General features: G+C 35.9%; 19 protein-coding genes. 15 read left to right on the top strand and 4 right to left on the bottom strand.

Annotated features, from left to right (window positions below; translation table 11 throughout):
* Positions 1-67: 67 nt before the first annotated feature.
* The 7 genes from OQ292_RS28985 to OQ292_RS29015 all read left to right on the top strand — a co-directional run bounded on the left by OQ292_RS28985 (position 68) and on the right by OQ292_RS29015 (position 4,933).
* Positions 68-1,153, top strand: a complete 1,086-nt coding sequence (locus tag OQ292_RS28985) for an IS4 family transposase (protein ID WP_284687594.1) — start codon at positions 68-70, stop codon at positions 1,151-1,153.
* A complete protein-coding gene (gene tyrS, locus OQ292_RS28990; RefSeq protein ID WP_284687788.1) occupies positions 1,119-1,901 on the top strand; it encodes a tyrosine--tRNA ligase in 783 nt (260 codons plus the stop codon). The genes OQ292_RS28985 and tyrS overlap by 35 nt, the downstream gene beginning before the upstream one ends.
* A gap of 97 nt (positions 1,902-1,998) precedes the next feature.
* Positions 1,999-2,709, top strand: a complete 711-nt coding sequence (locus OQ292_RS28995) for a DsbA family oxidoreductase (protein WP_284687595.1) — start codon at positions 1,999-2,001, stop codon at positions 2,707-2,709.
* A gap of 23 nt (positions 2,710-2,732) precedes the next feature.
* A complete protein-coding gene (locus OQ292_RS29000) occupies positions 2,733-3,575 on the top strand; it encodes a hypothetical protein (RefSeq protein ID WP_284687596.1) in 843 nt (280 codons plus the stop codon).
* Between the two features lie 16 nt (positions 3,576-3,591).
* The gene (locus tag OQ292_RS29005) at positions 3,592-3,849 is read left to right on the top strand and encodes a hypothetical protein (protein WP_284687597.1); all 258 of its coding nucleotides are present in this window, start codon (positions 3,592-3,594) and stop codon (positions 3,847-3,849) included.
* A complete protein-coding gene (locus tag OQ292_RS29010) occupies positions 3,846-4,457 on the top strand; it encodes a hypothetical protein (protein WP_284687598.1) in 612 nt (203 codons plus the stop codon). The genes OQ292_RS29005 and OQ292_RS29010 overlap by 4 nt, the downstream gene beginning before the upstream one ends.
* A complete protein-coding gene (locus OQ292_RS29015) occupies positions 4,457-4,933 on the top strand; it encodes an SRPBCC family protein (protein ID WP_284687599.1) in 477 nt (158 codons plus the stop codon). The genes OQ292_RS29010 and OQ292_RS29015 overlap by 1 nt, the downstream gene beginning before the upstream one ends.
* A 10-nt stretch (positions 4,934-4,943) precedes the next feature.
* Here OQ292_RS29015 and OQ292_RS29020 read toward each other — a convergent pair whose 3' ends face one another.
* Positions 4,944-6,152, bottom strand: coding sequence for a BaiN/RdsA family NAD(P)/FAD-dependent oxidoreductase (locus OQ292_RS29020; RefSeq protein WP_284687600.1), 1,209 nt, complete (start codon positions 6,150-6,152; stop codon positions 4,944-4,946).
* Between the two features lie 141 nt (positions 6,153-6,293).
* On the opposite strand from OQ292_RS29020, the gene OQ292_RS29025 reads away from it, so the two are divergent.
* Genes OQ292_RS29025 through OQ292_RS29035 form a run of 3 tightly spaced genes read left to right on the top strand, consistent with a single transcriptional unit; the run spans position 6,294 to position 8,352 of the window.
* Positions 6,294-7,505, top strand: a complete 1,212-nt coding sequence (locus OQ292_RS29025; RefSeq protein ID WP_284687601.1) for an aminotransferase class V-fold PLP-dependent enzyme — start codon at positions 6,294-6,296, stop codon at positions 7,503-7,505.
* On the top strand, positions 7,502-7,939 hold the full coding sequence (sufU, locus tag OQ292_RS29030; RefSeq protein ID WP_284687602.1) for a Fe-S cluster assembly sulfur transfer protein SufU: 438 nt from the start codon (positions 7,502-7,504) through the stop codon (positions 7,937-7,939). The genes OQ292_RS29025 and sufU overlap by 4 nt, the downstream gene beginning before the upstream one ends.
* A complete protein-coding gene (locus OQ292_RS29035) occupies positions 7,936-8,352 on the top strand; it encodes a molybdenum cofactor biosynthesis protein MoaE (RefSeq protein WP_284687603.1) in 417 nt (138 codons plus the stop codon). Before sufU ends, OQ292_RS29035 begins: the two co-directional genes overlap by 4 nt.
* Here OQ292_RS29035 and OQ292_RS29040 read toward each other — a convergent pair whose 3' ends face one another.
* On the bottom strand, positions 8,353-9,378 hold the full coding sequence (locus OQ292_RS29040) for an XdhC family protein (protein WP_284687604.1): 1,026 nt from the start codon (positions 9,376-9,378) through the stop codon (positions 8,353-8,355).
* Between the two features lie 143 nt (positions 9,379-9,521).
* On the opposite strand from OQ292_RS29040, the gene OQ292_RS29045 reads away from it, so the two are divergent.
* From OQ292_RS29045 to OQ292_RS29055, 3 genes are all read left to right on the top strand, one after another.
* Positions 9,522-9,794, top strand: a complete 273-nt coding sequence (locus OQ292_RS29045) for a MoaD/ThiS family protein (RefSeq protein ID WP_284687605.1) — start codon at positions 9,522-9,524, stop codon at positions 9,792-9,794.
* 6 nt (positions 9,795-9,800) lie between these two features.
* Positions 9,801-10,880 carry a WD40/YVTN/BNR-like repeat-containing protein gene (locus OQ292_RS29050; RefSeq protein WP_284687606.1) on the top strand — a complete coding sequence of 360 codons (1,080 nt, stop codon included), beginning with the start codon at positions 9,801-9,803 and terminating at the stop codon, positions 10,878-10,880.
* A 181-nt stretch (positions 10,881-11,061) separates the two neighbouring features.
* Positions 11,062-11,745, top strand: a complete 684-nt coding sequence (locus OQ292_RS29055; RefSeq protein ID WP_284687607.1) for a response regulator transcription factor — start codon at positions 11,062-11,064, stop codon at positions 11,743-11,745.
* 6 nt (positions 11,746-11,751) lie between these two features.
* Here OQ292_RS29055 and OQ292_RS29060 read toward each other — a convergent pair whose 3' ends face one another.
* Positions 11,752-12,291 (bottom strand): hypothetical protein, encoded by a 540-nt coding sequence (locus OQ292_RS29060; protein ID WP_284687608.1) that lies wholly within the window; start codon positions 12,289-12,291, stop codon positions 11,752-11,754.
* A 338-nt stretch (positions 12,292-12,629) separates the two neighbouring features.
* Here OQ292_RS29060 and OQ292_RS29065 point away from each other — a divergent pair, with 338 nt between their 5' ends.
* A complete protein-coding gene (locus OQ292_RS29065; RefSeq protein ID WP_284687609.1) occupies positions 12,630-13,262 on the top strand; it encodes a hypothetical protein in 633 nt (210 codons plus the stop codon).
* A gap of 28 nt (positions 13,263-13,290) precedes the next feature.
* Positions 13,291-13,707, top strand: coding sequence for a ribosomal maturation YjgA family protein (locus OQ292_RS29070; protein WP_284687610.1), 417 nt, complete (start codon positions 13,291-13,293; stop codon positions 13,705-13,707).
* Here the strand turns inward: OQ292_RS29070 and trhA are convergent.
* Positions 13,691-14,341, bottom strand: coding sequence for a PAQR family membrane homeostasis protein TrhA (gene trhA, locus OQ292_RS29075; protein WP_284687611.1), 651 nt, complete (start codon positions 14,339-14,341; stop codon positions 13,691-13,693). The two genes, OQ292_RS29070 and trhA, sit on opposite strands and share 17 nt — an antisense overlap.
* Positions 14,342-14,373: the final 32 nt, after the last annotated feature.

A 14,373-nucleotide genomic window follows, 5' to 3' on the forward strand; every position in this document is an offset into this window, starting at 1 on the left:
GACAAAAAAATAAGGGGCTCATCATCGGATGTTTATTTTTGAGTTACCACACCTAAAATTAACTTCGATGAAAAGCCATGATAAAAGTAACAAATTAGTATCTATTTTAAAGCAAGAAGTAGGTGGAAATAAAGCTCGTTTATGTATGTTGGGCTATTTAATTACCTCTTTGCTGAAAGTGCGTAATGTCAATTTTAACCGTTTAGCCTCTGGTTATCATAACGGTGCGCTACTTTCTTCAAAAATACGCAGGATACAACGTTTCTTTGCAGAGTTTGAATTTCAAGAGTCAGTCTACTGCCAATTGATCATTAAAATGTTACCCCTATCTGGTAAATATCGTTTGAGCCTAGATCGAACCAATTGGAAACTGGGCAAGCGTAATATCAATATTCTATTCTTATCTGTATTGTATGAAGGAGTGGGTTTACCCGTATTTTGGTGTGTGCTGGGAGATAAACGGGGGAACTCCTCTCAAACAGAGCGCATAGACCTGTTGGAACGTTTTATGGCACATTTTGGCAAAAACAAGATTGAATATTTGACGGCAGACAGAGAGTTTATAGGGCAGGAATGGCTGTCTTTTTTGGCCGCTCACCAACTTCGTTTCTTCATTAGGGTGCGTAATAATATGCATTTTACCCTTTGTAATGGCAAAAAAGTTAAAGCCCATTGGCTATTGTTAGCACAACCCCTGCATCAAGTTTATTTTCATCCCAAAATCGTTTATTTACAGAACACTTTGGTTTATTATTCTGGGCTAAAATATGTAGATCAAAATGGAAAAATAGCCTATCTGATATTAGTATCCTTCCAACAAACAGATTTGAGCTTGCAGGTTTATAAAAACCGTTGGCAAATAGAAACAATGTTCAGAGCATTTAAATCAGCAGGTTTTCAATTGGAAAATACCCATGTGGTTGATGAGAAAAGACTGGATACCCTCATTAAAGTGATAGCCATTGCATTTATTTGGTCATACAACTTAGGTATCTACCTGAACCAAAAACATAAGCAAATACCTATCAAAAAACATGGAAGAAGAGCGGTGAGCCTATTTACTTATGGGTTAGACTTCTTGACTGAGGCTTTTATTAATAACATTTATAGAGCTATCAATAAGGCTTTATACCTTTTTTTGTCGTGTACTTAGCAAACGATTTACCGAAAATACACCGATTGCCATGCATGAATTGGTATACCCGGTTCTTCAAGGTTTTGATTCGTTACAGATTAAGAGCGATATAGAAATGGGTGGAACCGATCAGCTTTTTAATTGCACTATGGGCAGGCAGTTGCAGGAGTCTCATCATCAATCAGCTCAAATAGTCATGTGCATGGCCTTGCTACGCGGGTTAGATGGGAAGGAAAAGATGAGCAAATCGCTCAATAATATTATCGGCTTAACTGATGAACCAAATGATATGTTTGGCAAGGTGATGTCCATTCCAGATAGTTTGATAAGTGAATACCTAGACTTAGCAACTGATTTTTCTAATGAAGCAAAGAAAGCAATTCAGTTAAGGCTAGACGCGGGAGAAAATCCTATGGAGATTAAAAAACTGATTGCTAAAAACATCATCAGTCAATACCATAATGCGAAAAGTGCCGAGGAAGCGGAAGCCTTTTTTAGCCAACAATTCCAGAATAAGAATTTCGAAGAGAAGGTATTTCAACCTTTTTCGATAGCAGATTTTAATGCTGATAGCCAAATGGTTTCCATTTTAGATGCATGCTATTTGCTAAAGAACGATTTGAGTAAAACAGCAGTAAGAAGGTTGATACAAAGTGGAGCAGTGCAGGTTGATAATGAAAAAATTATGGATGAATACACCTTAATTAAGCTGATTTCTGGCAAAAAATTCAAGATTGGTAAAAGAGATTTTTTTGTTTTGGAATGATTCAATTCAATCTATTTACCTTTGCAGCAAGGAACTAATCCTGACCGATATGAGCTTAGAGATTAGACATAAAATTAGACGCTAAACAAATAACATAATGAAAGTAGAAATTTGGAGTGACGTAATGTGTCCGTGGTGCTACGTCGGAAAAAGAAGATTTGAAAAAGCTTTGGCTCAATTCCCACAAGCAGATCAAATTGAAGTTGAATGGAAAAGTTTCCAGTTAATGCCGGGACTTAAGACTGACGCTTCTGTAAATATCAATGAGTTTTTGGCAAGGGAGAAAGGAGTGAGTTTAGATCAGGCAAAACAGATGAATGATCAAGTGAGTCAGGTTGCTGCCAGTGTGGGTTTAAATTATCAGTTTGATAAAGTAGTTCCTGCCAATACTTTTAATGCGCATCGCTTTTTACATTTTGCTAAAACGCAAGGCAAGCAAAATGAAGCTAAAGAAAGATTGATGCATGCCTTTTTTATTGAAGGAAAAAATCTGGACGATAAAGCTGTTTTGCTTGAATTGGGTAAAGAGCTTGGCTTAGCAGAAGAAGCTTTAACCAAAGCGATAAACGAAGAAAGCTTTGCTAATGAAGTAGTAAGCGATATTGCAGAAGGGCAGAAATTAGGACTTAGTGGTGTTCCGTTTTTTGTTTTCAATAGAAAATATGGCGTTTCTGGTGCACAAGAAACAGGCGTGTTTTTAAGAGCTATCGAAGAATCGTTTGCAGACTGGAAAAACAATCAACCTTTAACAGATATAAAAGGCTCAGATAGTCATGGCCACAGCTGCGGGCATGATGGGTGTTGTTAATCTAACCAATTAAAACCCCAACTTTGAAACCAGTAATAACATTCCTGTTTTGCATAATTAGTTTGAATACTTTCTCCCAGTCTAGCTGGGAGTTGCTTCCTCATATCGAAAAGAATGATTATTACCTACTCGAAGGCGCATTTACAGATGGTAAAAAGTTTGAAATGTATCTTACCAAAACTTGGGAGACTTGTGGTGATGCAATTAATGAAAGAGAAAATGCACAAGGTTTAAAAGGTTGGTATCAGATAAAGAATGAAGCTAAGAAGCATCTTTTAGTCGGTTCTATAAATCAGAATGCAGAAGTTGGGGCATCATCCTATTTCATCAAGCTGTTTGTTCCCCAAAACCCTTTGGCAACAATTGATGATGAAACTTGCGAAATAGCCGATTACAAAGAGCTTTTTGTAGTGGATGCTTGTTGCTCCATGCAGAAAATGAAATGGAAAAAGCAAGGTCAGCAATCATTTCAACAATTAGAGTTAGAAGAAATCCATCCATCATCTTGGGAAACCGAAGCTAGTTTAAATCTTTCGATTAATGAACTGGAATTGCTTACCATCAATCTTACCGATTTAACCAAGATCAAATACATCGATTCGGTCGAAGTATTGGCTACAAAAGAAGTAGATGGGCAGTTTTATGCGATTATCGAGTTTGGTCACATGACTAACCCCGGCTCAAATGGAATGGGTTTTTGTGGTACAGGTTATGAAGCATATTTGGGTTTTATCCAAATAAATTCCTCTCTAGATATCGCAAAATTTGATTTCCACCAAACAGAAAGCTGCAATAGAATTATCCCAGAAGATAAATGCACTTTCAACAAAGAACATCCTGAAAATGGGATTTTAGAGAAAGAATAGTGTAATTAGTCTCAATATGAAAAAATCTAAACTTTGGAAAGAAGTAGATAAAATTCTTTGGGAAGATTGGGATCCAATAGGTGTAAATGATTCCGGTCCAAATGATGAATACAGTTCATATGTTCCATCGATTATTAAATTGCTTAATGAAGGAGCTGATGAGCATAAGATTTCAAAATGTTTGCAACATCATGCAAGTGTAAATATGGGTTTGTCTAATTCTAGCTTCGAACATCATCAAAAAATAGCTAAAAAGTTGTGTGCATTAAAATGAGAAAGCTCTTATTTATTTTCTTTATTTCACTTGAGCAATTAGCTTTTTCCCAAGGTTTAATTGATACGAATGATATTGCTAAAAGAATTTATCCTCCACAAGTTGAAAATAAAATCAATTTATCATCATATGATATTTTTGATAATGCACAGATTTCTAAAGATGAATTGATCATTATTGCTAAACCCAAAGAGTATAAATCTGATAATGGAGGCTTAAGAATGATCTATTTAGTGAATGATGATGATAATTTTAATATCAAATTTCAATCACAAAATATGGGAGAAGCTTATGTCTATGAGCCATATTTTTTTCAGTTTGCAAATAATGAAATTTTAATCTTTGCTGAAAAAGGATATGAATATACAGTTGGTTTTGATGTTTTCAGTCTAAAAGAAAAATCTATAAAACATTTAGGATTTGTAGGTATAGCAGGAAGTTTAAGAGATTCAGCAGTTGATCAAATGCGAGTGTTGAAAGAAAAAAATATTTACAAACTTAAGTTTTCAGGAACAATCGAAGTTAAACCTCCATCAGATAGGTTAGTTGCAGGTGAAAAAGTGGAGGTTATAATTACAGAAAACAGAGTTGAAATTAAAGAAAATTAATGCCTCTCATCAAACTACAAACCCATATTCTTGCTCCTGTTGAAAGGGTATTTGATCTTTCTCGAAGTATAGATTTGCATCAGTTTTCGGTAAGTGAAACTCACGAAAAAGCGATTACGGGTAAAACTTCGGGTTTGTTAGAGTTGGGTGAAACGGTAACTTGGAGAGCTAAACATTTGGGAATCTACCAGCAATTAACAGTTAAAATGACTAGTTTAGAGAAGCCTCAATTTTTTGTAGACGAGATGCAAAAAGGAGCTTTCCAATCAATGAAACACCTGCATAAATTTGATTCTCAAGGAGATACGACCATCATGTACGATGAGTTCAATTTTGAATCTCCATTCGGAGTTATCGGTAAGCTTTTTAACAGGTTGTATTTAGAAAACTACATGAAATCATTTCTGGAAATCAGAAACCAATCCATCAAACAAATCGCCGAATCTGATGAATGGAGTAGGTTTATCAGGGAATAATCTTCTAAACTTATTCCCCACAAATTCCTTTTGCAGCTAGAAAAGCAGTTGTCCAAGCGGCTTGGAAATTGAAACCACCAGTGATCGCATCTATGTTGGTTACTTCTCCGGCAAAGTGCAAACCCAGATGCAGTTTGCTTTCCATGGTTTTAAAATGGATGTTTTTGGTATCGATTCCTCCGCAGGTTACAAACTCATCTTTAAAAGTACTTTTCCCTTTTACTTCTATTTTGCAGTCAGTTATAGTTTCTACCATTGCACTAATCTGCTGGCTGTTCATCGAAGCATAATTTATATTTTCTGGCAAATTTAGTTTCACCATTCTTTGCCATAATCTTTTAGGCAATTGCGCAATTTGCAAATTCGCCACATTTTTCTTCCCCTGCGTTTTTCTATTCTGCTGAATTTCTGCTTCTATATCTTCACTAGATTTTCCTGTCCAATTTACAGAAATTGTAAAATTGTAATTGAGATCAAAAAGCTCTCTAGCAGCCCAAGCAGAAAGTTTGAGTACTGCCGGACCACTTAATCCCCAGTGCGTAATTAGTAGGGGGCCAGACTCAGCAAAAGACGTGTTTTTAATTTTCACTTCGGCATTGGGCACGGCTATACCGAGTAAATCTTTCAGTAAAGGATTTTTGATATTGAAAGTAAAAAGTGAAGGTACAGGCTCTATAATATCGTAACCGATTTTGCCTAACATTTTCCAAACAGCAGGGCTGCTACCAGTGGTTAAAAGCACTTTATCGGCACTAAAAGTTTCTTCTTTGGTTTGTACTCGCCATCCTGTTTCGGTGGGTTTAATCTGGGTAACCGATTTGCCAGTAGTAATCTGAATCTTATTTTTTCGGCATTGCTGAATAAAACAATCGATAATGGTTTGCGAATTATCTGTAACAGGAAAAACCCTTCCATCATCTTCGATCTTGGTACTTACACCGTGGTCTTCTAGCCAGCCCATCATATCGCCACACAAAAACTGATGAAAAGGGCCAAGCAATTCTTTGATTCCACGAGGATAGAATCCCGTCATCTCTCTCGGGTCGAAACAGCCATGAGTTACATTGCATCTGCCACCACCAGAAATCTTTACTTTACCAAGTACCTGTGCAGATCTTTCCAGAATTAAGATGTTCAATTTCGGATTTCTTTCTGCACATTGGATCGCTCCGAAAAAACCTGCTGCACCGCCGCCAATTACTATTACATCGTATTTCATAGAAAATTTAATTTACCAGATACTATTTCTCTGGATATTTGTACTTGCTTTTAGAACCAAAATCCAAAAATCAGAATTATTTTTAAAACCAGCTTCTAAAAGCAGACAATTTTTAAAACTTAAATTCAATTACCTTTTTATATGCCTTTTGATGCCCAAGCCATTAAAAAACAATTTCCACTTTTCAATAAATTTCCTGATCTGGTTTATCTGGACAGCGCGGCTACTGCACAAAAACCACAGTCGATGATAGATGCTGTTTCGGCATTTTATAGTTTCGAAAATTCGAATATCCATCGAGGTGTATACGATCTTTCGGCTCAGGCAACACAAAAGTACGAAGGTGTAAGAAAGCAATTGCATCAGTTTTTGGGTGGAAATTCAGCCAATTGCTTTACCTTTTGTGCAGGTACAACTGATGCGATTAACATGGTGGCAGAAGGTTATTTGGCAGATCAATTGGAAGAAGGTGATAAGGTAATTATCTCTGAAATGGAGCATCACGCCAACCTGATTCCGTGGCAGCAAATCTGTAAGAAAAAGAAGGCTTTATTAGTAGTAATTCCTATTGATGAAAATGGAGAATTAGATATTTCTCAATTAGAGAATTTGTTAGATAATAGCACAAAGTTGATAGCTATTACCCACATTTCCAATACTTTAGGAACGATTAACCCAATTAAAGAAATTACAGAATTGGCACATCTATACGGTGTTCCTGTGTTAATAGATGGCGCACAAAGTGTTGGACATTTCTCTGTAAATATCACTGAAATCGGCGCTGATTTTCTAGTTTTCTCTGGACATAAAATGTTTGGGCCTACTGGTATTGGTGTGCTTTATTGTGCCGAAAAATTTCACGATCAGGTAAAGCCGACTAAATTTGGTGGTGGAAATATTACCGAAGTGAGTTTTGAAGAAGCCAGTTGGATGAAATATCCACATGGTATGGAAGCAGGAACGCGAAACATCGCCGGGGTAATTGGTTTGGGTGCGGCATTGGATTTTGTGGAGCAATTAGATTTGCAAGAGACTTTTGTACATGAGCAAAATCTAGCAGCTTTGCTTAGAAAAGAAATTGGAGAGATGGATGGAGTTGAAGTAGTTAGTATTCCGAAACATTTTGCCGGAATTGTTTCTTTTCAAGTAGCAGATGTGCATCCGCATGATGTTGCCAGTTTTCTTTCTGATGCAAAAATTGCTGTAAGAGCGGGGCATCATTGTACACAACCTTTACTTAACGGAATGGATATTCCCGCAACTGTTCGCGCATCTTTTTCTATTTATAATACAGAAGAAGATGTAGCGAGATTGGTAAATGCCTTGGTAGAACTTAAAAAATTTTGGATGTGAGCAATCAGTTAAACAGCCTATATCACGAAGTAATTAAAAAGCATAATAAAGAGCCATATCATTTTGAAAAAGTGCCAACAGCGACTTTAAGTTTGCGGGCAAATAATCCGATTTGTGGCGACCGATTCGATTTATTTATTGATGCTGATAAGGATATATTGGATGATTTGCATTTTCATGGTTTTGGCTGTGCCATTTCGAAGGCATCTTCTTCTATTATGATTCAAACATTAGAAGGTAAAAGCTATGAAGAAGCAATCGATATTTGCAGCAATTTTCTAGCTTACATCCACAATGAATTAGAAGGTGAAGTGTATAGTGTTGACTTTGAGGCCTTTGAAGCTTTGCAAACACAAACAGCCAGACTAGACTGTGCGGCACTCAGTTGGAAAACGATGCTAGAATTTCTGAAACAAAAAACGAAACAACAATGACAGACATACAAATATTTGATACTCCGCTCGATACTGGAAAATGTGTAGACTTAGCGATAAATCCTGCTTCTGGTGGCAATACTGCTTTTATCGGTACGGTGAGAGATCAAACTAAAGGCAAAAAGGTGGTCAAGCTCGAATTCGAATCTTACATACCAATGGCCATCTCCGAAATGCAGAAAATTGCTGATACAGTTGTAGAGCGTTGGAAAGCTTATAGTGTGATAATTCACCACCGAGTGGGCACATTGGCAATCGGTGAAGTGGCTGTAATTATTGTTGTAGCAACACCTCATCGAGCAGCAGCTTTTGAAGCTTGCCAGTATGCCATAGACACCCTAAAAGAAACAGTCCCCATCTGGAAAAAAGAGTTTTTTGAAGATGGCGAAGTTTGGGTGGCAGCGCATCCTTGATCAGCTAACTCCATTCTTAGTTTTGATGATAGATGCCATAATGCTCAAAGCAATTTCTTTGGCACCACTGGCACCAATATTTAAGCCGATCGGACCTTCTATCTTATTAATTTGTTCTTCGGTAAAACCAGCTTCTTGTAGTCTGGCAGCTCTTTTTGCTTGGTTTTTCTTGCTTCCAAGTGCACCGATGTAAGCCACATCAGATGGTAATAAAGCATGCAAGGCATCATCGTCAATCTTAGGGTCATGCGAGAGAATTACTGCATAGGTTTGTGCATCTAAATCGAATTTACTCAACACTTCAGAAGGGTATTCTTCTATCAATTGATCTGGTTCTATTTCGAAACTGGTATTTTGAGCAAAAATTCCACGAGGATCAATCACAACACTTTCAAAATCGTAGATGTCTGCCAGTTTCACTAATGCAGAAGTGATATGAGCCGCACCAATAATTAATAGCTGGCTTTTTCTTGGAAAGTTCTGTATAAAAAAGTTATGTTCTCCCTCAGTTAGTAGCTCATTTTTTCTGTGTTTATAAGCTTCAGTTACAGTCTTAAATAAGTTGTCGCTTATGGTTATTTCTCCATCCTTAATAATCACTTTTCCATCTGGACTAAATAAAATATTGGTAGACTTATGTTCACTTAGATCAGTCACTAAAACGCAACTTTCGTTATGGTTAAGTTTTTCTAATAAAGTGGCAAAAAGTTCATCATCATTTAAGTTTTGAAGATATACATCGAGTTTACCACCACAACTCAAACCAACTGTCCAAGCCTCATCGTTGCTAATTCCAAATTGTAGGTTTAACCCATCATGCGGGTTTGATATGGATTTGGTGGCTTTTAATACAGCTCCTTCTACGCAACCACCACTTACTGAGCCAGCCATTTCCATATCTTCGGTAATAATCATGCTTGAGCCAACAGGTCGGGGAGAGGAGCCCCAAGTTTTTATTACGCGAGCTAGTGCTAGTTTTTTTCCTTGTTGTTGCCAAATGGCTATTTGTGAAAGTAGGTCTTTCATAATATCTTCGTTTTTATTGGTTTATTTGGTGAAAGATAAGTTAACTCATCTTTCATCAAAAATATAAATTAGATTGAATTATCTGTACTATATAGTTTGTTAAAAAGGCAAACTACTTTATTACAATCACACATAAATATTTTATGGCTATTGTCAGGTTTACATCGGCACTCAGGAGGTTTTTTCCTGATTTAAAAGATACAGAGTTTGAGGGAGCAACTGTAAAAGAGACATTGAATAACATTGAAAAATCGTATCCGGGAATACTTTCTTATTTGCTCGATGATAATGGAGCATTGCGTAAGCACGTGAATATATATTTGCAAAATGAATTAATTCAAGACCGCCAGCATTTTTACGATCAGGTAAAAGAGGATGACGAAATTATAATTTTTCAGGCACTTTCTGGCGGATAAAACTATATGAAATTACTTGCAGGCACATCTAAAGGATTGGTGATTTACGAGCGTAAATCTGGCAGTTGGGAATTATTAGATATACAATTTACAGGTTTTCCTGTCTCTATGCTTTTTGTTGATGAACGAAATGGCTATTGGTGGGTAGGTGTTTCGCATCGGCATTGGGGACAAAAACTACACTATTCTACTAATGAAGGCAAAAGTTGGGAAACTGTTCCAACACCTTCTTACAAAGATTATGAATACAGACCCGGAAAAAAAGTACCACTCAAGAAAATTTGGGTAATGCAAGGTGCCGGAGAAGATAAACCCGGTTGTTTATGGCTCGGAACAGAGCCCGGAGGTTTGTTTTACAGTGATGATAATGGGAAAAACTTTGAGTTGGTAGAAGGCTTATGGAATCACCCAAGTCGTATGAACGACATGGAATGGTTTGGCGCGGGAAAAGACTATCCTTTTATCCATTCGATTGTTGTAAATCCACAAAATAGCGATCATGTTTATATCGGAGTGAGTTGTGCTGGTGTATTTGAAACAAAAGATGCAGGCAAAAACTGGATACCTAAAAACAATGGATTGAGAGCTGCATATTTGCCAAACCCAAAGGCAGAAGTTGGTCACGATCCACATTTGTTACTTATGAATCAAGATAATCCCCAAGTTATCTGGCAGCAAAACCATTGTGGTATTTTTAAAACCGATGATGCCGGAGAAAACTGGTTTGATGTAAGTGGTAAAGATCAATTTCCTTACTATGGTTTTGGGCTGGCAATTGGCGAAGATGAAAAAACTGCTTGGGTAATTCCAGCAGAAAGTGACGAAAAGAGAATTCCTAAAGATTTAGAATTGGCAGTGTATAAAACTGTTGATGCAGGCAAAAGCTGGCAAGCACAATTAAACGGTTTGCCAAAACCACCAGTTTTTGAAATTGTTCTCAGGCATTCTTTTGTAAGAAAAGATAAAACTCTAGCTTTTGGAACGAACAATGGCAATTTGTATCTTTCGGATAATAAAGGTGAAAACTGGTTTAATTTATCGAATCACCTTACTTCTGTAAACTTCCTTCTTTTAACCAAAAAATAAAAAGTACAAGCTTTTAAATTAACTGAGTCTACAGATTTTTGTCAAAATCTGGTTCACAATGCTCAAAGCAGCCTAAATAGTACATTTTTATTGAAGCGAACTTCAAATTCTCTTCAAAATGCTACTGTACTTTTGTCTAAAATTTACCAGTGAGGGTAAGTAAAATACCACAAACAAAACTATGAAAATACTGATAGTTGAAGATAATAAAGAGCTCTCTGAAAATGTGAGAGACTATTTATCGAGAGAAGGTTATATCTGTAATACAGCTTTTACATTTATTGAAGCAGTAAACAGCATTTCGGCATTTGAATACGATATGCTTGTGCTAGATATTATGCTGCCTGACGGCAATGGACTTGAAGTATTAAAAGATTTAAAAAAGAAACAACCTGCTACTGGCGTGCTCATTATTTCTGCAAGAGATAAACTAGACGATAGACTCTCTGGCTTAGATTATGGAGCAGACGATTATCTCACCAAGCCTTTCCATCTTTCTGAATTAAATGCTCGCTTAAAGGCTGTTTATCGCAGAAGAAATTTTGAAGGACAACAAAGAATTATCTTTAATGAAATTAGTATCGACCCAGATAAGTTTGAGGTTACTATACACGATGAACCGCTAATTTTAACTCGTAAAGAGCTAGAATTACTTGAGTATTTTCTGGCAAATAAAAACAGGGTTTTAACTAAGCAATCAATTGCAGAACACCTTTGGGGTGATCAGGTAGATTTATACGATTCTTTCGATTTTGTGTATCAGCATATTAAAAACTTGAGAAAGAAAATAACCAAAGCAGGTGGTAAAGATTACTTGCAAAACATTTACGGAATGGGTTATAAATTTAATCCGACTCCGGTTTAGGTTGTATCAATCTTGTTTTCTTGATTTTAAGTAGGCATCAAAATCCCAGCCTTCTTTTGTTCTGTTTTGTTGATTTGTTCTTTCTGGATGTTCCTTGAGAAATTCCCAATAATAAAAATCCTCACAAGTAATGGCATCAGCATAGTCTGTTAGTAAAAATTCCTGCAAACTTGCTGTGGTAAAAAGATATGCATATGGCATATTTTCAGGCAAATTATTCACGAAAAATGGAAATAAAGTGAGATAAGCTTTCAAATCAAATTCATCTATTTTCAAATTAGTTAAGTGGAGAGAATAGATATTATCATTCTCATCTTTAATTTGAAAATCCATTATAGCTCCACCATTTGAAATAGTTTTTAATAATCTATAAGACCTACATATACAGAAACTATCTGCATAAATTGTATCAGGAATCAAGTTGTTTTTAATACCGAGTTCTTTTAAGGTAAAGTTGCCTTTATCAGATACTAGCCAATTTTTTAGTGTGTCTAGTTGAGCCTCAGAAAATGAGATGGGGTCTATTTTTTTTTCGTTTTTTACCAATTAAAATTTTATTGGTACTGATTCCTTCGTCACCTTTTCTAATAAATTTCAAAGAATATTTATTTGGTGTAGGTATAGTTGGTGGTTCATTGATATAACGTGAGGAAATAGTAACTGAAGTAATTCTTTGAGCTATAAGTGCTGTATTTGCACAGAGAAAAATAGCTATTAAGAGATAAAGTTTAAGTATTTTCATGTTGAAGAAATTCAATATTTCTAATCCTTCTAATAAATAAAAAAGCCCATTTTTGTCCAAAAAACAAAGTTATTTGTCTGATAATAGAAGATAATCACTAGCCAAATTTTATTACTTATCAAACAAATACTTTAAAACCGCTATGAGAAATTTCTCAACTACATGTTACTTACTAATTATCATTTCCCTTTTTTATCAATCTGCAAAAGCACAAGAGAACAGCACAAATTCCAATAAGTATTTTGCACATCTTTCTTTGAAACAGGCTGGAGTTGGCTATTTAAGAAAATTGGGAGATATGGGTCTAGGTTTTAAGTTGGGTTACCAATTACCTTTACAAGATGAAAGGTATGCCGATGAAAGCAGTTCTATCTCCATTTTAAAATTTCTTACCTACAAAGGTTTTACAGGAGATATTTTGTTTAATGTTGCCACCACACCTAATGGTAGCTTACATATTTTGAGTGTTGGGTATAGCAATACGCAATCAGGAGATCTCATATATGATCCTGGAAAATCAGCAGGTACGAGTGGAAGTGATTACAGTGAGTTTAAAGAAGAATTTAATGCATACAGTCTTAGGTACAACTATTTACTTAAACAGTCTAAACATCTATTTATCAATTTTCAAGTGGGGCTAGAAAGGCGTAATATTACAAGACGATATTCAATCGAAGGTCAATATGCAGATCAATATCCAAGCAATAAAGTAGAAAGTGATATATTAAATCCTTTGACATTTGATTTTGGTCTGGTGTATATGTTGGGAAACTAATTTCTACTTTTACAAAAAACTTCAACCAATGCCTCAAAAAAGAAATAGGTTCAAGTATATCTTATTAATGGGAATTGTAATTATTTTGGGTTTGCTTTCTCGTACGCCTATTATCCCAGAATTTATCTATCCGTATCTGGGTGATATCCTTTATGCTTTGTTGATCTATCTGTTTGTGGGATTTTTATTTCCTGCAAAATCATCTAAATGGGTTTTGGTAGCAGCTATCTCTTTTTGTTATATAATTGAAATTAGCCAGTTTTACCATGCTCCCTGGATCGATTCTATTCGAAATACAATCTTAGGGAGCTTGATTTTAGGATTTAGATTTTTATGGTCAGATTTGTTTGCTTATGGTGCCGGAGTAGCTATAGGTTTTATGCTTGAAAAAAGAATCTTATTAAAACACATCCAACAAAAAGCACCTGTTAAGCACCCACAGTAAGTAGTACTGCAAAGTAATGGCAAATGCTACCACCCAACACAAATACATGCCAAATCGCATGGTGATAAGGCAGTGATTCCCAGCGATAGAAAATAACACCAATGGTATAAGAAATACCGCCACTAATTACCATTATAAGGCAGTCCATCGGGAAACTCTGGAAAAAGCTATCAGCAACTGCCAGAAAAAGCCAGCCCATTGCTAAATAGATTAGTGTAGAAATTAGATCGTATTTTCCGGTAAAGAAAATTTTAAAAATGGTACCAGCTAAAGCTAGAAACCAAAGTACAGCCAGCAAAATGAGCCCTTTCATGTCGTTTACATAAGCCAAAATAAATGGCGTATAACTTCCGGCAATGAGGTAATATATGCTGATGTGATCTAGTTTCTGTAAGAAATTTTTAACAGTAGGTTTATGGAAACTATGGTATAAAGTAGAAAAAGTATATACCATTAAAAAGCCTGCCCCAAAAGTAGCTGCACCAAAAATACCTTTAGCACCACTGTTATAAATGGCATAAATGATTAAAATCGGGATGGAGATTATGCCAAATACCAAACCTGCCCCGTGTGAAAGGCTGTTGGCGATTTCGTAGCGCAATTGCTCCTTGCTTAATTTAAAAGTTGATCTCATAGTCTATTGGTTGAAAACTCTACTTCCTTATA

It is taken from the genome of Chondrinema litorale (assembly GCF_026250525.1).
In the GTDB taxonomy this organism is placed as follows: domain Bacteria; phylum Bacteroidota; class Bacteroidia; order Cytophagales; family Flammeovirgaceae; genus Chondrinema; species Chondrinema litorale.